This is a genomic window from Levilactobacillus spicheri DSM 15429, from assembly GCF_001435095.1.
Taxonomy (GTDB): domain Bacteria; phylum Bacillota; class Bacilli; order Lactobacillales; family Lactobacillaceae; genus Levilactobacillus; species Levilactobacillus spicheri.
In genome coordinates this window covers 96,147-118,803 of the sequence record NZ_AZFC01000002.1, presented here as the reverse complement: position 1 = coordinate 118,803, position 22,657 = coordinate 96,147, and the positions used below count along the sequence as shown (strand labels likewise).

General features: G+C 58.4%; 22 protein-coding genes. 16 read left to right on the top strand and 6 right to left on the bottom strand.

Annotated features, from left to right (window positions below; translation table 11 throughout):
- Positions 1-146 precede the first annotated feature (146 nt).
- Positions 147-2,030: a DUF5776 domain-containing protein gene (locus tag FD37_RS01110; RefSeq protein WP_147007668.1), complete on the top strand. Its 1,884-nt coding sequence runs from the start codon at positions 147-149 to the stop codon at positions 2,028-2,030.
- Positions 2,031-2,254: 224 nt separating this feature from the next.
- Here FD37_RS01110 and FD37_RS01105 read toward each other — a convergent pair whose 3' ends face one another.
- The 3 genes from FD37_RS01105 to FD37_RS01095 form a co-directional block, all read right to left on the bottom strand.
- Complete coding sequence (locus tag FD37_RS01105) at positions 2,255-3,163, bottom strand: peptidylprolyl isomerase PrsA (RefSeq protein WP_045808084.1); 909 nt, start codon at positions 3,161-3,163, stop codon at positions 2,255-2,257.
- Positions 3,164-3,275: 112 nt separating this feature from the next.
- Positions 3,276-3,596 carry a hypothetical protein gene (locus FD37_RS01100; RefSeq protein WP_045808085.1) on the bottom strand — a complete coding sequence of 107 codons (321 nt, stop codon included), beginning with the start codon at positions 3,594-3,596 and terminating at the stop codon, positions 3,276-3,278.
- A 3-nt stretch (positions 3,597-3,599) separates the two neighbouring features.
- A complete protein-coding gene (locus FD37_RS01095) occupies positions 3,600-4,058 on the bottom strand; it encodes an HIT family protein (RefSeq protein ID WP_147007669.1) in 459 nt (152 codons plus the stop codon).
- A gap of 133 nt (positions 4,059-4,191) precedes the next feature.
- Between FD37_RS01095 and FD37_RS01090 the strand changes: the two genes are divergently transcribed.
- The 6 genes from FD37_RS01090 (at position 4,192) to pepF (ending at position 10,788) form a co-directional block, all read left to right on the top strand.
- On the top strand, positions 4,192-4,926 hold the full coding sequence (locus FD37_RS01090; RefSeq protein WP_045808087.1) for an ABC transporter ATP-binding protein: 735 nt from the start codon (positions 4,192-4,194) through the stop codon (positions 4,924-4,926).
- Complete coding sequence (locus FD37_RS01085; protein WP_045808088.1) at positions 4,923-6,149, top strand: ABC transporter permease; 1,227 nt, start codon at positions 4,923-4,925, stop codon at positions 6,147-6,149. Before FD37_RS01090 ends, FD37_RS01085 begins: the two co-directional genes overlap by 4 nt.
- A gap of 62 nt (positions 6,150-6,211) precedes the next feature.
- Positions 6,212-7,003, top strand: coding sequence for a phosphotransferase family protein (locus tag FD37_RS01080; protein WP_056962851.1), 792 nt, complete (start codon positions 6,212-6,214; stop codon positions 7,001-7,003).
- Between the two features lie 62 nt (positions 7,004-7,065).
- On the top strand, positions 7,066-7,710 hold the full coding sequence (gene trmB / locus FD37_RS01075; protein ID WP_056962848.1) for a tRNA (guanosine(46)-N7)-methyltransferase TrmB: 645 nt from the start codon (positions 7,066-7,068) through the stop codon (positions 7,708-7,710).
- A gap of 113 nt (positions 7,711-7,823) precedes the next feature.
- Entirely contained in the window at positions 7,824-8,885 is a 1,062-nt protein-coding gene (locus FD37_RS01070; RefSeq protein WP_056962846.1) for a competence protein CoiA, read from the top strand.
- 91 nt (positions 8,886-8,976) lie between these two features.
- Positions 8,977-10,788 (top strand): oligoendopeptidase F, encoded by a 1,812-nt coding sequence (pepF, locus tag FD37_RS01065; RefSeq protein ID WP_056962844.1) that lies wholly within the window; start codon positions 8,977-8,979, stop codon positions 10,786-10,788.
- Between the two features lie 125 nt (positions 10,789-10,913).
- Here pepF and FD37_RS01060 read toward each other — a convergent pair whose 3' ends face one another.
- On the bottom strand, positions 10,914-11,774 hold the full coding sequence (locus tag FD37_RS01060; protein ID WP_056962842.1) for a DegV family protein: 861 nt from the start codon (positions 11,772-11,774) through the stop codon (positions 10,914-10,916).
- A gap of 132 nt (positions 11,775-11,906) precedes the next feature.
- Positions 11,907-12,548, bottom strand: a complete 642-nt coding sequence (locus FD37_RS01055; RefSeq protein ID WP_056962840.1) for a DsbA family protein — start codon at positions 12,546-12,548, stop codon at positions 11,907-11,909.
- Positions 12,549-12,882: 334 nt separating this feature from the next.
- Here FD37_RS01055 and yjbM point away from each other — a divergent pair, with 334 nt between their 5' ends.
- From yjbM to FD37_RS01025, 6 genes are all read left to right on the top strand, one after another.
- Positions 12,883-13,533: a GTP diphosphokinase gene (gene yjbM, locus FD37_RS01050; protein WP_045808095.1), complete on the top strand. Its 651-nt coding sequence runs from the start codon at positions 12,883-12,885 to the stop codon at positions 13,531-13,533.
- Between the two features lie 4 nt (positions 13,534-13,537).
- Positions 13,538-14,341, top strand: coding sequence for an NAD kinase (locus FD37_RS01045; protein WP_045808096.1), 804 nt, complete (start codon positions 13,538-13,540; stop codon positions 14,339-14,341).
- A complete protein-coding gene (locus FD37_RS01040) occupies positions 14,338-15,261 on the top strand; it encodes an RluA family pseudouridine synthase (RefSeq protein ID WP_056962838.1) in 924 nt (307 codons plus the stop codon). Before FD37_RS01045 ends, FD37_RS01040 begins: the two co-directional genes overlap by 4 nt.
- Before the next feature lie 68 nt (positions 15,262-15,329).
- Entirely contained in the window at positions 15,330-16,826 is a 1,497-nt protein-coding gene (gene asp1 / locus FD37_RS01035; RefSeq protein ID WP_056962836.1) for an accessory Sec system glycosyltransferase Asp1, read from the top strand.
- 3 nt (positions 16,827-16,829) lie between these two features.
- Positions 16,830-18,335, top strand: a complete 1,506-nt coding sequence (locus tag FD37_RS01030; protein WP_056962834.1) for a glycosyltransferase family 4 protein — start codon at positions 16,830-16,832, stop codon at positions 18,333-18,335.
- 285 nt (positions 18,336-18,620) lie between these two features.
- On the top strand, positions 18,621-19,019 hold the full coding sequence (locus FD37_RS01025) for an HAD family hydrolase (protein ID WP_056962831.1): 399 nt from the start codon (positions 18,621-18,623) through the stop codon (positions 19,017-19,019).
- 108 nt (positions 19,020-19,127) lie between these two features.
- Here the strand turns inward: FD37_RS01025 and FD37_RS01020 are convergent, their stop codons facing one another.
- Positions 19,128-19,760 (bottom strand): copper homeostasis protein CutC, encoded by a 633-nt coding sequence (locus FD37_RS01020; RefSeq protein ID WP_371862576.1) that lies wholly within the window; start codon positions 19,758-19,760, stop codon positions 19,128-19,130.
- Positions 19,761-19,840: 80 nt separating this feature from the next.
- Between FD37_RS01020 and FD37_RS01015 the strand changes: the two genes are divergently transcribed.
- The 3 genes from FD37_RS01015 to FD37_RS01005 all read left to right on the top strand — a co-directional run bounded on the left by FD37_RS01015 (position 19,841) and on the right by FD37_RS01005 (position 22,636).
- On the top strand, positions 19,841-21,019 hold the full coding sequence (locus tag FD37_RS01015; protein ID WP_056962830.1) for an AI-2E family transporter: 1,179 nt from the start codon (positions 19,841-19,843) through the stop codon (positions 21,017-21,019).
- Positions 21,006-21,857: a methyltransferase domain-containing protein gene (locus FD37_RS01010; RefSeq protein WP_045808102.1), complete on the top strand. Its 852-nt coding sequence runs from the start codon at positions 21,006-21,008 to the stop codon at positions 21,855-21,857. The genes FD37_RS01015 and FD37_RS01010 overlap by 14 nt, the downstream gene beginning before the upstream one ends.
- Before the next feature lie 266 nt (positions 21,858-22,123).
- The gene (locus tag FD37_RS01005) at positions 22,124-22,636 is read left to right on the top strand and encodes a tRNA (cytidine(34)-2'-O)-methyltransferase (protein WP_045808103.1); all 513 of its coding nucleotides are present in this window, start codon (positions 22,124-22,126) and stop codon (positions 22,634-22,636) included.
- Positions 22,637-22,657: the final 21 nt, after the last annotated feature.

The window sequence follows — 22,657 nt, the reverse complement described above, 5'->3', positions numbered from 1 at the left end:
TAACGCCGCCACTTATGTTTTGAAAGGAAGTTGTTTATAATAATATTTGTATAGAACCGCTGTAGCCGGCATGACGGGTTGTGGTTTGAAAAAGATTAGGACGGCTATAGCGGCAGAAGACGAGTTTAAAAGATGGAGATGGGGATATGCAACGGAAACAACGATGGATCAGGGGATCAGTCGGCATCGCGCTGGGAATTGGATTGGCGCTAGGGATGACGGGGCGGCCGGTGGTGACGCACGCGGCGACCCAGGTCTCTTTGGCGGAGAAGACGCAAACCCAGAAGACCTTATCGGATGCGGCCTTCAAGCGGCAACTCGAGGCGCCGGTAAACGCCAATCAGCCAATCAAGGACGTTTTCCCAGATGCGGTCCTAGCGGCGGTCGTTGCCGACGCATTGAATGTCAAGGTTGACGATAACCTGCAGGCGGCGGTCAACGTGATCAAGCACGGGGAGACCTTGCCAGATTCCGACTTTAGCCGGATTATACCGACGGATGTCCATTTTCTTATCTCACCGGACTGGGATGAGGCACCGGTGACCCGGCCGATTCTAAACTGGACGGGCATGAGTGCCGTCGCCCATATCTTCGGGACGGTCGAGGTCGACCAACAACCGAATTTTGACCAAAAGGCCGCGCAGCTGCTCAAGTGCGTGGAGTATCTTGATCCGCGGCCGAATGTGGTGGCGGGGACCTATGTGAATTTTTATAACGACGATATTGGCAACAAGGGATTTGGCCAACTCATCGATGTGGGGGCCGAGTCGACGCGCCTCAGATATATCGAGTTGGATGTCAGCAATAATCAGATTACGGATTTCTCGGCCATGGAACGCGTTGGGTCGTACGGAATGTATGGCAATGTGACGGGGATGAACGAACAGGGGAGTGCCGAGGAAACGTCGGCACTGCAGGTGCACAACAGTAGTGTCGTGATTCCCAATGGCGTTCCAGGATCCCAATTCCTCCCCCACAGCTATGGGGCTCCCCAAAACACAAATATCGGAAGATTTCGATTAGAGACGCCGGCAGAGACGGCGGCGTATCAGAAGGAATCACATGGTCGATTCCCCGAGCTGGAGAGAACCGCGCAAATCAACTCACCTTTGACCCTTGATAAACTGTACGCAACGAATCAGATCGATTATGCCGATCATCGTTGGGGGGCAATCTACCCGTGGCAACATGCCATTACGTCAGCGGCAGACCAGCAAATCGCGGAAAAGCTGATCCCAGAGATATCGCAACCCAAATTGTTGGGGATGGTCATTCAGAACATTCCCGATGATGTCTCCTCACTGACGGTGCGATCGGTGTGGGCCAACATGATGTCTGGTGGGAACCATCCTATCTCGACGTTGGTCAAGATTCCGCTGGAACGGGAAAGTCATTCGTCCGGTAGTTCGGCAAGTCGTTCGGCTGGCACGAGCATGTCCACTCCGGCGGGGACTAATTCTCATACCGTTGCCGGGTCAGACAGCAGTTCTCGTTCGGCCGCCACGGATAGTCCGGCCTCGTCGGTCGAAGGGCCGTCGTCTGATTCGGTGGGGCCGGCAGTCGTTCAAAAGGGACAGGCGGTCTACGCCCTCAAAAAGGTGGGGCTGTACCGTTACCCGACCTTTACGGCGAAGACCCGCCGTGCTTTCTATCCTAAGCAACCCCGAATCCGGCGGCCCCAATTTGTGGTCACGGGATACGCCCGCTCGCGCCAAGGACGGTTACGTTATCGGGTCCGGGATATCAACCACGGGTCGCGCACGTTTGGCCGTACGGGATATCTGACCGCCCAGGCGACCTACGTGACCCACTTGTACTACCAGCGGCGACCAGCCCGGGTGCGGGTCATCGGTCTCCGGGGAGTGAATGGGTATCAGCACGTTAACCTGACGGGGAAGCAACGGCATTACCGGCGGGGGCAGGTCTTACAGGTTCGGCGATTAGTCCATTACCACCTGACGACGCGGCTAGTCCTCACGAACGGCCAGTTGGTAACGGCGAATAAGACCCTGGTTCAGGCGAAAGAATAGGGGAGCGGTCAGCCCCCGTGTGAGCAGTGTTAAAAGGCTTCGATGAGCATTCACTTGTTTCTCGGTTCTGACCGGTAAAGCATCACTTACTAAGCAGCCACCCCCAACCAGCAGAACATGCTGCTGGTTGGGGGTGGCTGTTACGCGTTCCGTTAATTATTCCCAACAAAAAACACGCTCCGTCAGTTGACGGAGCGTGTTTTTGATTGACCGAACGGGTCGGCTTACTTGGATGATGAGGATGAGGAGCTGCTTGACAGGTAATCTGACAAGATGTTCTTCAAGTCGTTATCCTTGATTTGAACGTTCCCCTTCTTCAAGACCTTGGCAACCACGTTGTGCAGCACAGTGCTGTCGTTCATGTCGCTGTCGATGATCTGTTGCTTCAGTTCCGCCTTGTGTTCCTTCAGCGTCCCCTTGCCAGGGTTGTTCTTCATTAAGATGACGTGGTACCCGTATTGCGTCTTAACAGGCGTCGTGGTGTACTCGTTCGTTTGTAACTTGAACGCAGCCTTCTTAAAGGTGGAGTCCAAAGAAGTATCCGTGCTATCAAAGGCGGTCAAAGCGCCACCCTTGTTCTTGGTCGCCGTATCAGTGGAGTACTTCTTGGCTAACTTCGTGAATTCAGTCGTCAGGTTAGCCTTCTTGGTATCTTTCAAGTCGCTGATGATCTTGGTAGCAGTCGACTTCTTGGCAACCAGGATGTGGGCAACCGTGACCTTAGGTTCGTAACTCTTGAATTGCTTCTTGAGTTGCGCATCCGTCACCGTGACGTTGTCCTTAACGGCTTCCTTCAGCAGTAAGTTGGACCGGATTTCGGTCTTTAAGCTGGATTGCGTCATGCCGCTTTGGGACAGAACGCTGTTGAAGGATGAGCCATATTGTGACTTGTACTTGTTGAATTGCTTGGTAACTTCACTCTTGCTGACCTTGCTCCCGTATTGCTTTTCCAATACCTTGTTCAAGATCATTTGTTGCAAGACTTGCTTACCGGAAGACGTTCCCTTCAAGCTGCTGTAATAAGCACTTTCGGTAATCTTCCCGCCATTCGTCGTCGCAACGGTCTGGCTCCCACAACCGGCAAGCGTGACAGATAATAGCACGCCGGCCAGGGCGATAAACCATTTCTTCATATTACTCAACACATCCATTCATCAAAATTGGTGTAATCACCATACTCAGCCATGATAACACAAAAAGTGGCAAACCTAAAAAGGTTGCTGAACTTTTACAAAACCTTCAAATTTATGAAGCGTCGAGGTGGTCGAGGGTCTCTTCGATGGCCGCGAGGCGCGGGGCCACCTTGAATTGAAACTTATCGACCTGTGTTTGGATCGCGTTGAGCGTTTGCGTGCCGTCCTCGATGGCGTCAGAGAGCTTCTGCGCGTTGGCCGCGACCCGGTCTTTCGCCTGGCGAATCGCTTCTAATTGTGCGGAAGTCTGCTGGGCTTGGCGTTTCACGTTGTGGCCCCAGGTCACGGGATCTTGATGGGTCAACGTTAAATAAGTGGCGAAACCAACGCCGGCCGCCAGTCCCGTTCCCAGAATCAATCGTCCAATTCCCATCGTTTAACCCTCCAGATTTGACTTGATCGCGTCCTGAATGGCCGCGTACTTGGCGGGGGTATAGTTCCCCGAGTTGTCTTGGAAAATCATCTTGAAGTCGTCGTGGTCGGTGTAGCGGGGAACCAGGTGGAAGTGGGAGTGGAATACGGATTGGTAGGCCACTTTCCCGTTGTTGTTGACGATGTTCATCCCCGTGATCGTCGGATCGGCCGCCTGAATGGCGCGGGCAATCTTGGGAATGCGGGAGAAGACGGCCGCGGCCAGGTCAGCGTCGTAGGCGAAGATGTCCTGAACGTGGGTCTTGGGGATGACCAGCGTATGGCCGGGGGTCCCTTGGGAGATGTCCAAAAAGGCCTTCACGATGTTGTCTTCATAAACGGTGTAACTCGGGATCTGTCCCTGGAGAATCTTGCAAAAGACACAATCATCTGCGTAGTGTGGTTCGAGGGTCATTGATGCCATGAAAACTCCTTCTTTCGTTTCGGTTTCATTCATTATACACCACCCATCCCTCCCAGTTCATCCCGGTCGTTCGTTTACAGGGCGGACTATGGTATAATAGGGCGGTTAATTTAGAAGAAATGAAGGGATTTTTATGGCGTTAACGGTTAGCCATGTTGTGGGGGGCTATTCCCAAATTCCCGTCTTAAAAGATATTAGTTTTGACGTACGAGACGGTGAGCTCGTGGGATTGATCGGCTTAAACGGGGCCGGCAAGTCCACGACGATCAACCACATCATTGGATTATTGACCCCGCATAAGGGGACGATCACGATCAACGGTATCACGATTACCCAGGACAGTCAGGCGTATAAGCAACAGATCGCCTACATTCCCGAAACACCGGTGCTCTACCAAGAGCTCACGTTGCGCGAACATCTGGAAATGGCGATGATGGCCTACGATCTGGATCAAAAGCAGGCCTGGCAGACGGCCCACGCGTTACTGAAGACGTTCCGTTTGGACAACAAGCTGGACTGGTTCCCCGCGAACTTTTCCAAGGGGATGAAGCAAAAGGTCATGATCGTGTGTGCCTTCTTGACCCAAGCAAAATTGTTCATTATTGATGAGCCGTTTCTGGGCCTGGACCCACTGGCGGTCAACGACCTCCTGCAGCTCATCGAGGACCGCAAGAAGCAGGGGGCCAGCATCCTGATGTCGACCCACGTGCTGGACACGGCCCAGCGGTACTGTGACCGCTTTGTGCTGCTGCACGCGGGCCAGGTCAAGACAGAGGGAACGTTGAGTGAATTACAAGCCGCTCTTCCGGAAGCGGGAGAATCACTGAACGATATCTACCTGTCCATGACGAAGGTCGATCGCGCATGATCGAACTCTTTAAGAACCGTCGGGCCCGCCATCTCCGGGAAATGGCGAAGTACCTGCGGTTAGTGTTTAACGACTTCTTCGTCTTTGCCCTCCTGTTCTTTCTTGGGGGCTTGGGCTTGGGGTACTCCAACGTCTTGAAGTCGCTCACGGCCGGCCTCTGGTGGGCCCCGTTCGTCGCCCTGGTGGTGTTGACCATTACCGCCCAGATCGGTCGGTTCGCGACGCTCATCGAGGACGCCGACCGGGTCTTCCTGTTGCCCAAGGAACGTGCGATGCACGCGTACTTGGTGGCGGCGCGGCGGTACAGCCAGTGGCTGGCTCAGGCGACCCAACTGATCGTCCTGTTCATCCTGACGCCGTTCTTGCGGGTCACGTTGACCTGGTCATTGGCCATGGTAGCGGGCTTAGTGGTGGCGCAAGTGGTCTTGAAGGATACCCTGTTACGCTTGGACCTCGCGAGTGCCTACCAGGTCACCGGGCAACGCCGGATGAACCACTGGCCGGTCAAATGGGGCCTGAGCCTGGTCATCCTGGCCGTGGGGCTGTGGGGCACGCCCATCGCGGCGGTGGTGCTGGCCCTAATTGCCGACGGGGCGGTGGCCGTGTGGCTGCAACGCCACTGGGCTCACCAGCAGATTCGCTGGCGGCAACAGATTGCGAGTGAGGATAACCGGATGCTCGGCATTTACCGGTTCTTTAACCTCTTCACCGACGTCCCGATGGTCACGGGCACGATTCACCGGCGCAAGGCCCTCGACGGCCTGCTCCGCCGCATTCCGGTGCGTCACGACCAGGCCTACCTGTACCTGTACGCCCGGGGGATGCTGCGGGGGACCGAGTTTAGCGGCTTGGTCGTCCGGCTGACCGTGATCGGCATGCTGCTCCTGGCGTTCATCCAGGGGACCTGGCTGCCGGTGATCCTGACGGCCCTGTTCATTTACCTGATTGGCTTTCAGCTGTTGCCGTTCTTCCAGCAATATGACGACATCGTGTTCACCCACGTGTACCCACTGACCTGGGAACAGCGGCTGCACAGCTTCGTGACGCTGGTGACGGTGATCCTGACGACCACGGCGGTTCTGCTGTGGGTGGTCGTGGTCCTGGCCAACCGGCAGCTGATGCCGGCGGCGGTGACCCTGGTGGTGGCCGTATTGGAGGTCTGGTACCTGGCGCGGATCTACACGCCGCAACGGTTAAAGCGGGCGGCGCAAAATAAAGGTTGACGCCAATCCATTTTCCCCCTAAAATTGATAATAGCTGACGAATCTACGAAGGGGGTGGCACGATGGCACCGAATATGCGTGATGGCTGGCAACTTTATCCGCTTGGCGGAAATACCGGAACGGCGTATATGGGCACCAAGGCTTCACAGAAGGTCTTTTTGAAGCAAAACGCGTCACCGTTCCTCGCGGCGCTCTCGATGGAGGGCATCACGCCCCGGCTGGTCTGGACCAAACGTCTGACCACCGGCGACGTGATGACCGCGCAGGAGTGGCTGAATGGTCGGACGCTTCGGCGCTCGGAAATGCGTGAGCAACGGGTGGCACGACTGCTTCATCGGGTGCACCATTCCCAGTTACTCCATGATATGTTAACCAAAGTCGGCGGCCGATCTACGACGCCCGCCCAATTGCTGGACCGTTTGGCCCCGACGCTTGCGCCGGAGTTACGGCAGCACCCGTTGATTCAACGGGCCCTGCAAACCTTACAGACGGAACAACCGCAATTGCCCGCGACTGCGTATGAAGTATGTCATGGTGATTTGAATCATAAGAATTGGCTATTATCCGATCGTCAACGGCTGTACCTGGTCGATTGGGACGCGGCGACCTTTGCGGATCCCGCGTTTGATCTGGGAAGTCTCCTGTGCGAGTATGTTCCCTTGGAGGAGTGGCACCGCTGGTTGCAAGACTACGGCGAGCGGGTGACCGCGCCCCTGACGGCGCGGGTCAACTGGTACGCCCGGATGCACTGCATCACAGTGATTGCCGAGAGTTACCGGCAGCAACGCTTCCAGATAATGAACCAACATTTAATTTTATTAGAAAAACTGACGCGTGAGTCAGTTAATGATTAGGTATCGCGGCGGGTCGGGAGGTCTCTTCCGACCCGCCGTCTTGATAAGGAGGAAATACGAGTATGCGTGTGCGCAACAAACCCTGGGCTAAGGACTACTTAGCCGACCACCAGGACCTGATGGTGACGGCCCCCGAAGAGCTGAAAGGCAATTGGCATAGCCGCTTCCCCAAGGACCAACCGTTAAACGTCGAGATTGGGACCGGGAAGGGTCAGTTCATCGTGGAGATGGCCCGGCAACACCCGGAACGGAACTTCATTGGCATCGAGATTCAGATGTCGGTGATTGCGGCCGCCTTGAAGAAGGTCGTGGCCAGTGAGCTCACGAACATCCAGATGGTCCACACCGACGGGGAAGCCGTGAACACGTTCTTCGCCGCGGGTGAGGTGGCCGAACTGTTCCTGAACTTCTCCGACCCGTGGCCCAAGAAGCGGCATACCAAACGCCGCTTAACGTCGCCGGTCTTCTTGGCGCACTACCAAGACGTCCTGCAGCCGGGCGGTCAGATCCAATTCAAGACCGATAACCGGGGCTTGTTCGAGTACTCGCTCCAAAGCCTCAATAACTTCCGGATGGTCTTCGACGGTGTGTGGTTGGACCTGCACCAGGCGACCGACGGGGTCGAGGATATTCAGACCGAATACGAACAAAAATTCTCGGCGAAGGGGCCCATCTACCAGGTGATCGCCCACTTTCCCGAGAAGTAATCACTGAGTAAGCAAACATGAACGACGACCGCCGCATGGGTGGTCGTTTTTTTGTGTCCGGACGTAAATTTTGGGGGGTCTTCACGGAGTTAAGGGAAAAGGGGGAACTGACCATGCTAATGGCTGAATACCAGCACCATTTGATCGACGCGCGTAACGCGACCCGCCAGGTGACCTACCGCTGTCCCGCCTGCCACGAGGTGGTGTGTCTTCACCGGGGCCACCAGGTCGCGCCGTACTTTGCCCACCGGCCCCAGACGGCTTGCTGGAGTGGCGGGGAGGGGGAGACCGCCGAGCACGTGACGGGAAAACGGCAGCTGGCTCTGTTTTTTCGTCCCTGGGGGCCCACCAGCTTCGAACGGGTGCTGCCCACCATCCAACAACGCGCCGACGTCTGGGGGGCCCGGACGCCCAGACCCGTGGCGCTGGAGTTTCAATGCAGCCCGCTGGCGGTGGACCAGGTGGCGGCCCGCACCGCCGGGTACCGGCAGCTGGGGATCCCGGTCATCTGGCTGTTGGGCCGACGGTACGCCCGGCAACGGCTGAATTGGCGGCTGATCGAACGGTACGCGCGGTGGCTGCCCCGGTGGGGGCTCTGCTTGCTCTTCTGGGACGTCGCCGACCAGTGCCTACGCGTCAAGCACCACCTGCAGCAAGACGCTTTGGGCCAGTACCTGGGTTGGGTCAGTCGGGTCCCCACGCTGCGCGCCTTCTTGGCGGGGCAGCCGCGGACCTTTCACCCGCGGCCCCTGAACCTGGCGCGGGTGCGGCACAATTGGTCGCTGGCCCTGCTGCGGGGAGCGGCCCCGCTCCGACCGATTCAAGAACAGCTGTACGGGTTACACCATCACCTGATTCAGTTTCCGACGGTCCTCGCAAGTAACCAGGCGACCCCGCCGATCTTTGGCCGGGGCGTGTTGCTGTGGCGCATCCTGGTGGGCGCGTGGCTGTTCGCCGCGGGACCCCGGGTGACGCCCGCCCAGCTGCAGCGGTGGGGGTGGCAAGCCTTGCAACTGGTGGGCGGCCAGGCGACCGCAGTCCAGTTTTCCGCGCGGCCGGCGGTGGCTCTCGCGCTACACGCACTACTGACGGACCTCGAGCGGACCGGTTATTTACGCCGGGCTACCGGGGGCTGGGTGGTCCAGCAGCAACCGCAGTGGGTGACTGATTCTTAAAAATAAATGAGAAAGATGAGATTTTGGAGAGGAAAAATCGGGGTGAAAGTGCTAAACTGTGACTAGAATACTTTTAAGGAGAGATGCAGTTATGCGACAAATTCCTCAACGGTCAGCAGTGCCCACGGCGTTAACCTGGGACCTGACCACGATTTACCCCGACGACGCGGCCTTTACCACGGCCTTAGGTGAGATTCAGACGGCGGCGGACCAGGCGGCGCAATTGAAGGGCCAGCTGGCAACTAGTGGGGCCGACCTTTACCGGGTCACCACGGCGATCTTTGCGTTATACCGGCAGATCGAACGGGCGGAAGTCTACGCGTCCTTGAAGAACGACCAGGACACGGGAAACGCCACCTACCAGGGCCTCGCCGACCAAGCGGACGCCTTAGCGGCCAAGGTGGGGACGGCTGTGGCGTGGTTTGAGCCCGAAGTGTTGGCCTTATCAGCCGACCAGTTACAGGCTTTGATTGACCAGGAACCGCAGCTCAAGGCCTATCAACACTACTTTGACGTTCTGGGTCGCCAACGGGCGCACACCCTGACCGCGGATGAGGAACGGTTATTGGCGGGGGCCAGTGACATCTTCGACGCGTCCGCCAAGACGTTCGGGGTCTTGTCCAACGCGGACCTCGAGTTCCCCGTGGTCCAAGACGAGGACGGCAAGGACGTGCGGTTGTCCGAGGGGCTTTACGGCGTGCTGCTGGAGTCCGTTCAGCCAGCCGTCCGTGAGCAGGCGTTTAAGGCCCTGTACCGGGTCTATCAACAGTTCCGGCACACCTTTGCCTCAACGCTGTCCAGTGAGGTCAAAACGCACAACTATACCGCGCAGATTCGCCACTACGGCAGCGCCCGCGAGGCGGCCATGAGCGGCAACAACGTGCCGGCCGTGGTCTACGATACGCTGGTCAAGACCGTGAACCAGCACCTGACGTCGCTTCACCAGTACGTTGCGTTGCGCAAGGAACTGTTAGGGTTGCCCGAGTTGCACATGTGGGACCTCTATACGCCCATCACTGGGGAACCAAGTCTCAAGTACACCTACGAAGAAGCCCAACAGGAGGCCCTCAAGGCCTTGGCCGTTCTGGGGCCCGACTACGTGGCGAACGTGCAGAAGATGTTCGACAGCCGGGCGATTGACGTGGTAGAAAACCAGGGCAAACGGACGGGAGCCTATTCCGGTGGGATGTACGACACCAAGCCGTACATCCTGTTGAACTGGCAGGATAGTCTGGAAAGCCTGTACACCCTGGTCCACGAGATGGGTCACAGCATGCACAGCCACTATACCCGGACCAACCAGCCGTTCCAGTACGGGGATTACTCGATCTTTGTGGCGGAAATCGCCTCGACGACCAACGAGAACCTGTTGACCGACTACCTGCTCAAGACCCAGACGGATCCGAAGGTGCGGGCCTTTATCCTGAACCACTACCTGGACGGTTTTAAGGGAACGGTCTACCGGCAGACCCAGTTCGCCGAATTCGAAGACTACATTCACCAGCAGGCCGCGGCCGGCCAATCGTTGACCGCCGACTTCATGAGTGACTTCTACGGGAAGCTGAATCACCGCTACTACGGGGATGCGGTCGTCTCCGATCCGCAAATCGCGGACGAGTGGACCCGGATTCCACACTTCTACTACAACTATTACGTTTACCAGTACTCGACCGGGTTCGCCGCGGCCACGACCCTGGCCCAACGAATCTTGAGCGGGGATGCCGCTAAGCGCGACGCCTACCTGGGCTACCTGAAGTCCGGCAGCTCGGACCTGCCGCTGAACGTGATGAAGAAGGCCGGCGTCGACATGACCCAACCGGATTACCTGGAAACGGCCTTTCAGACCTTCGATGACCGGTTAGCGGAATTCAAGCAGCTGGCCGAGCAGTTGAAGCGCCAGTAAGGGTCGGTTTAACGGTCGGTCGAAAGGGACCATCAGCTAAACACATCACAAAAATAGCCTGAGAACTCCGAAGCGCTTGCGCGGTCGGGAGTCTCAGGCTATTTTAGGTTGCTAGGGTATCGGGGTTAGAATTCTTGCCAATCCTGCTGCCAGAGGATGCCCATCGTCTTTTCGCCGGTGTGGACGCTGATGGCGGGGCCCAGCTGGCTTTGAGTGACCCGCAGTTGCGGGAACTGCTGGGTCAGACTGGTCGCCCACTGGGCCGCTAATTCGGGATTGTTCGCGTCGATTACGGTTGCGTGCACCGGATAGTCGACTTGTTGCAGGGTGGCCGCTAAACGGTTGGTCATGTAGGAGAAGGCGCGGCGCATAGTGCGCTCCTTGCCGATGGCGACGATCTTACCGGCGTCGTCAAAGGTCAACAGCGGCTTGATGTTTAGCAGGCTACCGACCATGGCGGACCGGTTGCTGAGGCGCCCGGTCCGGGCCAGGTGCCGGAGGCTGTCCACCGCGAAGTAGACCCGCTGGGTGTCCCGAAAGCGGATCAGGGCGTCGGCGATTGCCGGGGCGTCGTAGCCCGCCGCGATTAGCCGCCCGGCAAGCAGGCACAGGTTTGCCTCACCGGCGCTGGCGACCAACGAATCGATGGGGTAAACGGCGGCCTTGGTATAGCTTTGGCAAAACATCTTCAGGTTGCTCATGAACGACGTGATCCCACTGGACAGGTGAATCGAGATGATCTGGGTGACGCCCTGGGCGACCAGCTGATCGTAGGCCGTTTCTATCTGGCCCAACGAGACCTGGGCCGTCGTGGGTAAGGGCTGGCCGCTCTGCAGGTAATCGTAAAATAGCTGGTTGGTCACGGCGGATTCCGGGTACTGGTGGTCGCCGAGAATCACCGTAATGGGGAGCACGGTGATGTGGTAGCGGGAAGCTTGTTCGGTCGTCAGGTAAGCTGCGGTATCGGTAACGATGGCAATTGACATGGTGTCGCCCCTTTAAACGTTAAGTTAATTGGGTTTATCATACCATACTAACGAACTAAAATTACGAATTTTTCCCACAAAAAAAGGCCTCCCCAGCAGGGTCGGTCTCGGAAGTTAAACGCGTTAGGTTGCTTATAAAACGTGGAGGTGCGGGCGGTGGCCCATTCCTTCGGCAGCGAGGGGGGCTGGCGTGGAATCTTGTATGAGGGCTGCCTTGGTGGCGACGCCCTGGTGCTCACAGACGTCACAGAGCGCTTCATAGGTCACGTCGTTCAAGAGGAGGCCGTATTCGGAAACGTCACAGTTGAAGATGACCGCGGAAGACGGTTGTTGGATCTTCATCTCCGCTGCGAGTTTTTGGTCGGTTTGAAAGGCTTGTTTGGCCAAATCGGATTGGCAGTCTTCCTCGAACATGTCGAGGTCGAGGCGGCAGGTCTGGGCCAGAGAGCGGGTCAGGTCGGTTGAGAGTGCTTGGTGGTCGTTGATCACGGCCGTTTGCAGGTTCAACAGAAATTGCCGCCCCTTGCGTTTACCCTGAAATAGGGCCGCTTTGTAAGCCAGGATGGCCTGGTAGTAGGTCTGAAAGCAATCGTTGCGTTGGGCCAATGACGGGTGAACCGTGGGGAGTGCTTGTTCCACGATCTGCTGGTTCAGCAGGGGAACGAATTGGAACGAGACTTTACTCGTTAAGTGGTCAGCCAACTTCATGATATTTTGCTCGGAGCGCATACAACGGGCGCCCAGTGGGTTAACGAACAAATAAACTTCTAACACATTGCTTCCTCCTAATATCTGCATGAGTGCCCTGATTCGGGGGGAATCACGACACGACGACAACACTACTACATTAGCAAAAATTTTAAAAAACGCAATCAGAACGTTTGTTTGCCGGTTAAGTTCCTCAAGCATCTTACCGTTTTTAACGCAACCTAATCATGCTACATTTTGGGGAGGAGGTAAAGCTAAACGCCTCGTCAAAGTTAGCTCAGGCACTTGCGCGGAAGTGAGCAATTTGTCGCTGGGAAAGTGGGTAATTAGAGTCGGTTCTGAGAAAACTATGGTAAAATCGAGAAGTGAAACGCGGAATTAAGGTTGGGGGAAAGTTGTCATGATTGAAAATTGGGACCAGTTTTTATTACCTTATCAACAGGCCGTTAGCGAGCTTAAGGTGAAGCTACGGGGCATGCGCAAACAATTCGAAAACCGCAACCAACGCTCACCCATCGAGTTCGTGACGGGGCGGGTCAAGCCCGTTCCCAGTATTAAAGAAAAGATGACCCGCCGCCACGTGAGCGAGGAACGCCTCGAGCAGGACATGCAAGACATCGCGGGCCTGCGGATCATGTGTCAGTTCGTGGAGGACATCTACCAGGTGGTCGACCTGTTGCGGCAGCGCACCGACCTGACCATCTTGGAAGAACGGGACTACATCCACAACGAAAAGCCGAGTGGCTACCGGTCCTACCACATCGTCATCGAATACCCGGTGCAGTTAGTGACCGGCGAGAAAAAGATTTTAGCGGAGATTCAGGTGCGGACGCTGGCCATGAACTTCTGGGCCACCATCGAGCACTCCTTAAATTACAAGTACCAGGGTGCCTTTCCGGACGATCTCAGCGCACGGCTGCAACGTGCGGCGGAGGCGGCCTTCAAGCTGGACACCGAAATGTCCGAAATTCGCGAAGAGATTCAGGAGGCCCAGCACTACTCCCCGCAGGGAAAGGCCGACGGAACGTCTTCAAACGATAAGGAAGAATGAAGTTATGAAAGTTTCTATCTTTAGTAATAACGGCCAATCTTCCCGGCAGGTGGCCACCGCCCTGCACCGGGGACTGACCGCGGCTGGTCTGACCATCGATAGTCTGAACCCAGACATCGTGGTGACCGTTGGCGGCGACGGGACCCTCCTGTCGGCCTTCCACCACTACAGTGACCGGCTGGACAAGATTCGCTTCGTCGGGATCCACACGGGTCACCTGGGGTTCTACACCGACTGGCGCGATTACGAGGTCAACGACCTGATTCAAAGCCTGATTCAGGATAACCGCCAAAGCGTCAGCTACCCGTTGTTGAACATTCAGGTGGAGTACGCGGACGGGACCCAGCCCGACCAGGCGTTGGCCCTGAACGAGTCGACTATCAAGAAGGTCTCGGGGACCATGGTGGCCGACGTCTACATCAAGGGCGAACTCTTCGAAAGTTTTCGGGGGGATGGCCTGTGTATCTCGACACCGACCGGCTCCACGGCCTATAACAAGTCCGTGGGAGGGGCCGTCTTGAATCCCCGGTTCAACGCCATCCAGATGGCGGAAATTGCCTCCATTAACAATTTAGTCTTTCGAACGTTGGGGTCGCCACTGATCATTCCGGCGGACGAGTGGATTCGCATCGAGCCCGCCGAGGCAACCGATAACGTCCTAATGTGCGACCAGCTCAGCATCGAGGGGCGGCCCATTAAGGCCATCAATTACCGGATCGCCCGGCAACGCATCGCCTTTGCGGAATACCGGCACACCCATTTCTGGCAACGGGTCGAGGCGTCCTTCATCGGACGGGAATCCTCGTGACGGCCTTCGAGTGGACTGTGACCGGTCCAGCGCCCGAACACGTGCGGACCGTGCTGATGGCCCACGGGGTGACCCGGACCTACCTGAAGCAGGTCAAGTTCCATGGCGGCATCGTCACCCTCGACGGCCAGCCGGTGCGGGTGATCGCGATGGCCAATCCCGGTCAACGGGTGGGCCTGCAATTGCCCCCGGAGGCCCCGAACGACCACGTGGCGACGTCTGATGGGCCGTTAGCCATCCTGTACGAAGATGAGCACTTCCTGGTGGTCAATAAGCCGGCCGAGATGGCCTCGGTGCCGTCGCACCTGTATCCGGACGATACCCTGGCTAACCGGGTCAAGGGCCACCTCACGGCGATTCACGCGCCCAGCACGGTGACCCACATCGTGACCCGGTTGGACCGGGAGACCAGCGGGGCGGTCCTGTTCGCCAAACACCACTTTGCCCACTCGATCCTGGACAAGCAGATGAAGCTCGGCCAGCTGGACAAACGCTACGTGGCGGTGGCCACGGGCCGAATCACGCCGGATCATCAGCTGATCGACCGGCCCATCGGTCGTGCGGCGGGGTCCTTCATCAAGCGGCAGGTACGACCGGACGGACGGGCGGCCCAGACGGAGATCTGGGTGCGGTCTCGTTCGCGGAGTGCGAGCCTGTTGGCCGTGAAACTCCACACCGGCCGGACCCACCAGATTCGGGTCCACTGTCAGTCAATTGGGCACCCGCTGGTGGGGGACTGGCTGTACGGCCGGCAGAGCAACCCCTGGATTCACCGGCAGGCCTTGCACTGTGCCCGCTTACGGTTCTACCAACCGTTTTTGGACCGCTGGGTGACCTGTGACGCGCCCCTACCGGCCGACATGGCCGCGGTCATTGCCCAAGAACAACTCGTTTTACCAATCAACCGGGATCCCGCATAGGGAACCGGTTTTTCATTAGCGTACCGTGAGACCGGTTTCAAGCCGGTCGGCTGTGAGGAGGGACGGCCATGTTTTACTTCATCAATGAGTATCTATTAGCACAGAATTCCAGTGTGGAGCACGCCGCCATCAACCGGGTAAAGCTCTTTCGGCAGGCCCACCAACCGGCTAAGATCGTGACGAAGACCTATGATTGCCTGTTGCACCGCAACCTGGCCACGTTCGGCCTGGTCGCAGACGACGTGGTGAACCTGTTCGATTACTTTCAGGCGGCGACGCGGGTGACGCCCCGCGTGGTCCGTACGGTGGATCTGCCCCTGTCGCCCGAGCTGGAGATTCGGGTGGGGGCGAACTTTAGCCGCCTGACCAACGGTGACGTACCGGTGGGCCTGGTCCGCTTCGTGCCGGGAACCGTGGGGCGGGTGGCCGCCCAGAAATTCTGGGATCCGCAGGGCAATTTGACGGCCAAGGACCTGTGGGATTGGCGGGGGTTCCGTTCGGCGACCCAGTTTTTTGGGCAGAACGGGCAGTTGATGGCCCAGACGTACTACACGCCTCAGGGCGATCCCGTGATCGAGGAGTACTTTGCGGCCAATCCGCAGGGCCACCCCGTGACGACCCGGCTGATTCTGGTCGACTATCAGCACCAGGGGGACCGGTACTTTGCCGACCGTGACGAGCTCTTCACGTTCTTCTTGGCGGAATTGAGTCGCAGGGAACCGGCGACGTTCATCAGCGACCGGCCCGCAACCGGGATTCCCGCCCTGTTGGCACTGGGAAACGTGGCGAAAAAGGTGCTCTACCTGCCGATCAACCACGTGACGTTGCCCGGTGACCCCCGGCACACGGCGCTCGACGGCTATTTGCAACCGGCCTTTGCCCACCTCGAGCGTTTCGATGGGCTGGTGACCAACACGGCCCAGCAGGCGGCCGATATCCTGGCCCGGTACCCGCAGGCCCGCGTGGTCGCAATCCCGCCCGTGGCCTTACCGCCGTTGCCGGTGGTGCCGATGGGGCGCCGGCGACCACACAGCCTCCTGTACGTGGGGCGCTTGGCCGCGGATAAACGGCTCAAGCAGCTCTTACGGATCGTGGCGCTGATCCATCAACGGATCGATGATGTGACGCTGACCCTGTACGGGTACGGGAATCCGGCCTACGTCCAACAACTCAAAACGTTGGTCGCGGACCTCCAACTGACCTCCGTGGTCACCTTTGCCGGCTACACGGCGGACCTGGCCGAGCGGTATGACGACTATCAGGTGATGGTCACCGTTGCGGCGAGCGATGGGGGTCCCTTGGGAATGTACGAGGCCCTGAGTCACGGGTTGCCGGTGGTCAGCACCCGATTTGATTACGGGCCCGCCGCGCTGATTCGCCCGGGGGTGAACGGCGACTTGGTGGCCGCGGGAGACGAAGCGGGGGCGGCCAACGCCATCGTTGCGTTGCTGAGTGACCCGTCGCGCCTGACCCGAATGAGCCTGGCGGCGTACGCCAGTGCCCAGGCGTGGACGCCGGAGAAGGTGTGGCGGCAATGGCGGGCTTGGCTGACGAAGGGAGGCTAACGAATGTACTATTTTCTAAACGACAACCTACAGTTGGCCCAGTCGGGGATCGAACACGCCGAAATCGCTCGGTTGCGGTTGTTTGCGGCCCACGGGGTGCCGGCACAATTGGTGACCCGCCAGTTTTCCCTGACCCTCCCGGACGTGCTGGTGGCCACGCAACTCGCGCGACGACAGGTGGTCAACCTGTTCGAATTTTTCTGCGAATGTGACCACGCGGCCCAACGGACGGTGACGCTGGCGGACCTGTCCTGGCCGGCCGCGGCCGACTTGAGCAAAAAGGACCGGCAGTGGCGGGTCACGGTGGCCGACCAGTTGCTGGCCATCGTTTACCTGCGCGCGGACAGTGAGCAGGTCAGCAACGTGCAAACGTTCGATAACACCGGTCGAACGGTCAAGATGACCTGGTGGGACGTTCGGGGCGTGCGCCGACTGGTCCAGTTATTTGATGGGGACGGGCAGATCGCCCAGGAACAGTACCTCGATCCCGCCGGTCGGGTCCGGCTGATCAAGGCCCACCTGTTGACGCGGGCCAACCGCGAGCGGGTGAGTTGGCGGTTGATCGATGCGCGGGGCTGCTCACGGACCTTTGCCGGGCTCAACGACCTGACCCGTTACTTTTACGACTGCCTGAATCGCCAGGAACTCCATAACGTCTTTATCTGTGACCGGACCGTGGAGTGCGACTGGGCGCTCTTCCACATGCGGACCGCCGCCAAGAAGGTCCTGCACCTGCACAACGACCACGTAAGCGACCCCCGGGACATGCTGCATTCACCGCTGAATAATAATTACCAGAATGCGCTGGTGAATTGGGACCAGTGGGACGCCGTCATCACGGCGACCGTGGCCCAGCAGCACGACGTCGTGGCCCGGTTTGGAAGCGCGATTCCGACCTTCGCAATTCCGGTCGGGTACGTGGCGGCGCCGATGGACCCGCACCGGCGGCTGCACCGGCAGGCGGGGCTCATCGTCCAAGTGGCGCGAGTCGCCGCGGAAAAGCAGCCCAGTCACACCGTTGCAGCGTTTGCCCGGGTTTATCACCAGGTGCCGACCGCCCGGCTGGAATTCTGGGGCTACGCGAACGGTGATACCGAGCAGAAGGTGCGCCAGCAGGTGGCCGACCTGGGACTGGAAGGGGTGGTCCGCTTTTGCGGGTACACCAGCGACGTGGGCGCCGTTTACGACCGGGCCCAACTCGGCGTGCTGCCCAGTCGAGCGGAGGGGTTCTCCCTGATGCTGCTGGAGGCGCAGGCACACGGGCTGCCCATGGTGGCCAACGACGTGAAGTATGGTCCCGCCGAGATCATCCAGGACCAGCGCAGTGGTTGGCTGACGCAAAACGGCGACATTGCGGGGCTGGCCCACGCCATGACGACGTTGCTGACCGATGACGCGCGGCGGGAGGCTTACAGCCAAGCGGCTTACCAGGCGGTCCAGCGGTACAGCGCCGAGCGGGTCTGGGCGGCCTGGCAGCCCCTGCTGACGAGATTCGCATCGGATAAATAGACCAAAATAGGCAGGAAATTCCCGATTTGAGAATTTCCTGCCTATTTTTGGAGACCCTGAGGGAGGTCCCACCCCCCTGGGGCGCCCCTGATGGCTTAGAAAGTTCAAGAAGAAAACGGACACGGAATCGTGTTCAAGCCCCCGCCCAATCGGTAAACTAGAAGACACACTAACGAAGCCGCCTCATCATTGCACCCTATTGGTTGATTTGGGGATTAACCTTAGGCGGGGAGACTTCGTGAGTGGAATCAGCTGGTCATCGGAATGACCTTGGGGGGATCGGACATGACAAAGCCGTTAACGTTACTGGTGAATATCGATCACACGTTGTGCGCCACCGGTGGGGAGACGAAGGGGTACCTGGATGTGGCCCCGCAGCCGCGCGTCGTGGAACAACTGCGCCGCTACCACGAGGCGGGGTACCACATTATCCTGTTCACGTCCCGACAGATGAGTACCTATGCGGGAAATCTGGGGAAGGTGAGTCGTTACGGCGCCGGGGCCACGACCAAGTGGTTGACCCGTCACCGGGTGCCTTACGACGAATTACTGTTTGGCCGGCCGTGGATGGCGCGACAGGTCAGCGATATCGACGGGCGGACGTTGGGACCGGACGACTTCTTGCGCCACTCACCCGCTGAGCTGGCGGCGCTGACCCGACCGGAACAACCCGTTTCGTCCTAAAAGTGATGCAATCGACAAAAACAGGCAGGAAACGCTCATTTAGAGAATTTCCTGCCTGTTTTTGTCGCGTCCGTGGGAGGTCCCGACCGGACGGACGTTGAATGAGACTTACTTTGCGAGTGTCTGAGTGCCTAAGAATTCGTGCACGCCGAGTTTTTCGGCCACGGCCGAGACCTGATCCGCCGGCACGTTGGTCGGCACCAGGGCGATGCCGGCACTGGCGGCTAAGCGCTGGGTCGCCGTCCAGTCTGCGAGCCGGTCCGTGGCGGCCCCAACGCTCAGAATCCGGTCGAATCCCTGGACGCCCAGCCAATCGATGGCGGCGCCCCGGTCCTGTGGTCGGATCTGGTCGAAGGCGGTGCTCAGCGTCAGCGACATGCCGCCGGCCGCGGCCACTAGTGGGCGCAACGCTTCCTGGTCAAGCTGCCGTTGGGCGGTCAGTGCGCCGACGATGACGCCGTCGACACCCAGTTGCTGGGCCTCGAGGAGGTCGGCCTCCATGATCTTGAGCTCAACGTCATTGTAGGGACTGACCCCGCCCCGCGGTGCAATCAGCAGGTCCAGGCTGACCTGGTGTTCGTGGGCGTAGCGGGTGGCTTCGGCCATGGTGCCCTTGCTGACGGTGGTTCCTCCCACGGCGAGGTTATCCGCGAGGGCCACCCGTTTAGCGCCCGCCTGAATGGCGGCGGGGAGGGTGGCGTAGTTTTCCAGTAATGGTTCAACGAGTAACAAGTTCTTCATCCTTTCTGGTAACGGTTTGTTCGGCAGGCGAACACTGAGTATGGTACAATAAACCCACTTATTTGACGGGAGGCACGCCTGTGAAGTCTGAACAAAAGCCGCGTTCGTGGTTCTGGAGTTGGGTGGTCAATAACCGCCTAGTCTCGGTCCTAACGATTATACTGCTTATTTTACTCATTTTGTTGGTCGCAAGTAAAGTTCCCTGGCTGGCGACCCCGCTGATCCTGGTCGGCCAGATCGTGAGCCTGCCCATTATCCTGGCGGGGGTGGGGTATTACCTGCTGAATCCCGTCGTTGACCGGCTGGAACGCCGGGGCGTGGCGCGGTCGTGGACCATCACGGGCCTCTTCATCCTGATCGCCGGGTTGCTCGTCTGGGGAATCTTAAGCGTGGTCCCGCTGATTCAGCGGCAGACGGTGACCCTTTTGAATGAGTGGCCCCAGTACTGGCAGGAGCTGACCCGGACCGTGAATCAGTGGCTGAACGATGAGCGCCTGGGGAGTCTGCGGGCGCAGCTGGATCAGCTCAATCAGCAGCTCAGCGACCAGTCGTCCCGGAGCGTGTCGCACCTGGCCCAGACGACCTGGTCGTCCGTGGGCGGGGTGGTCAGCCGCATCGCGAGCATCGTGGTGGCGCTGGTCACGGCGCCGTTCATCCTGTTTTACCTCTTACGCGACGGCCACCGCTTGCCGGCGTACCTCAGTCGTTTATTGCCCATCAAGAAACGCCAGTCGGCCATGAACCTGTTGATCGAAATGAACCGACAGGTCAGCAATTACGTCCGCGGACAATTGATCGTCGCCTTTATCGTGGCGGTCCTCTTTTACCTGGGGTTTTGGATCATCGGGTTGAAGTTCGCGCTGTTGCTGGGCGTGGTCGCGGGGGTCTTGAACCTGGTGCCGTACCTGGGGTCGTTTTTGGCCATGGTTCCCGCCGTCGTGGTGGCGGCCATGGTGTCCCCCTGGATGCTGGTCAAGGTCCTCATCGTCTTTATCATCGAACAGACCCTGGAAGGCCGGCTGATTTCCCCGCTGGTCCTGGGCAGTTCCTTAAAGATCCACCCGCTGACCATCATCTTCGTCCTGTTGATTGCCGGCAAGGCCTTCGGGGTCGTCGGCGTGATCCTGGGCATTCCGGGGTACGCGGTCATCCGGGTGATCGTGACCCAGACGTTCCAGTGGTATCAGGGAGTCGTCGGCGGTTACACGCTAGCAGAATCTGAGAAACAAGGAGAAAATGGTTATCATGAAGAAAATTGATCGGGCCGCGGCCTTTTTAAGTCAACACGCGGCATTGTTTCGGTGTCCCGTGTGTCACCAGCCCTATGCGCAGGTCGTGGGCCACAGCCTCGTTTGTCCCCAGGGGCATAACGTGGATCTATCGAAGAAGGGCATGCTGTACTTTATGCAGCGTGCCGTGAAGAGTGAGTACGACGATGCGATGTTGGCCGCACGGCGGCGGATGTTACAGGCCGGCTTGTTTGCGGGCATCACGGACGCCTTTGCCGCCGAGTTGGGGAGCGCCCCCGAGACCCTCCTCGACGTGGGCTGCGGGGAGGGGACCCCGCTGGCCGACGTGCTGGCTCACCGGACGGGTGACGATACGGCGGTCGGCTTCGACCTGTCCAAGCCGGGTATCAATCTAGCCACCCAGTTGGCGACCAACGCGTTCTTTTGCGTGGCGGATTTGGCCCAGATGCCGTTTAGTGATCACCAGTTTACGACGATTTTAGATTTGTTTTCGCCCTCGGCCTACAAGGAATTTAACCGAGTCCTGGCACCGGGCGGCCAACTGTTAAAGGTGATTCCGAACGCCGACTACCTGATCGAGCTGCGGCAGGCCATCTTCCCGGCCGGTAACGCCCACGCCCAGTACGATAACGGCAACGTCTTGCGCCTGTTCCAGGAACACTACCCAACGGCGACGAGCCAGCGGATTCGGTATCAGGTCCCGGTCGCCCCGGAGCGCTTTGCCGATTTGATGCTGATGACGCCGATGCACTGGGGCGCGGATCAGGCCCGGTTGGCCGCGGTTGCCGCCGCGCCGTTTTCACAAATTACCGTCGACGTGACGCTCTTACAGGCGCGGAATAGTTAGGTAAAACGTTTAAAAAATCTCGCGTCCCCCCTTGAAGACCTGACAACGGCGTGTTATATTGACAAATGAGAAATCGTTTGACGGTCGATATCAGCGGGTAACTGTTAGCGGCTGGCAAGTTGACCTTCACTAAAGTAGCCCCTCGCCGTGCCCACACCGAGAAGCTGCTTTTTTTTCGTGGCCAGCGCTTGTCAAAGCGTCGCGGAGTTGACTATAATTAGTGAAACAGAACGAATGTTTGAGAAAGAGATCGGAGAGAGACTGTTATGACCAATCACATTGTGTTATTTGAACCCTTATTTCCCGCCAATACCGGCAACATCGCCCGGACCTGTGCCGGTACCGACACGGTATTGGACCTGATCAAGCCCTTGGGCTTCACGGTGGACGATGCCCACTTGAAGCGGGCCGGCCTGGATTACTGGGACAAGGTGGACGTGCGCTACCACGAGAATCTGCCGGCCTTTTTGGAAACGGTGACGGATCCCACCCAACTCTACCTGGTATCGAAGTTCGCGGAGCAGGATTACACCGAACCGGACTACACGGTTAACGACCACGACCACTACTTCTTGTTCGGGAAGGAGACCACGGGGTTACCGGAACCCTTCATGCGCCAGAATCCCGAAAAGTGTATTCGGATTCCGCAAGACGATCAGCACATCCGGGCCCTGAACCTCTCGAACAGTGCCGCCATCGTCATCTACGAAGTGCTGCGGCAACAGTCGTTCCTGAACCTGGAACGGATTCACCGCTACCCTCACGATAAATTAAAATAAGGTGCGGCGGACAAAGGGTGG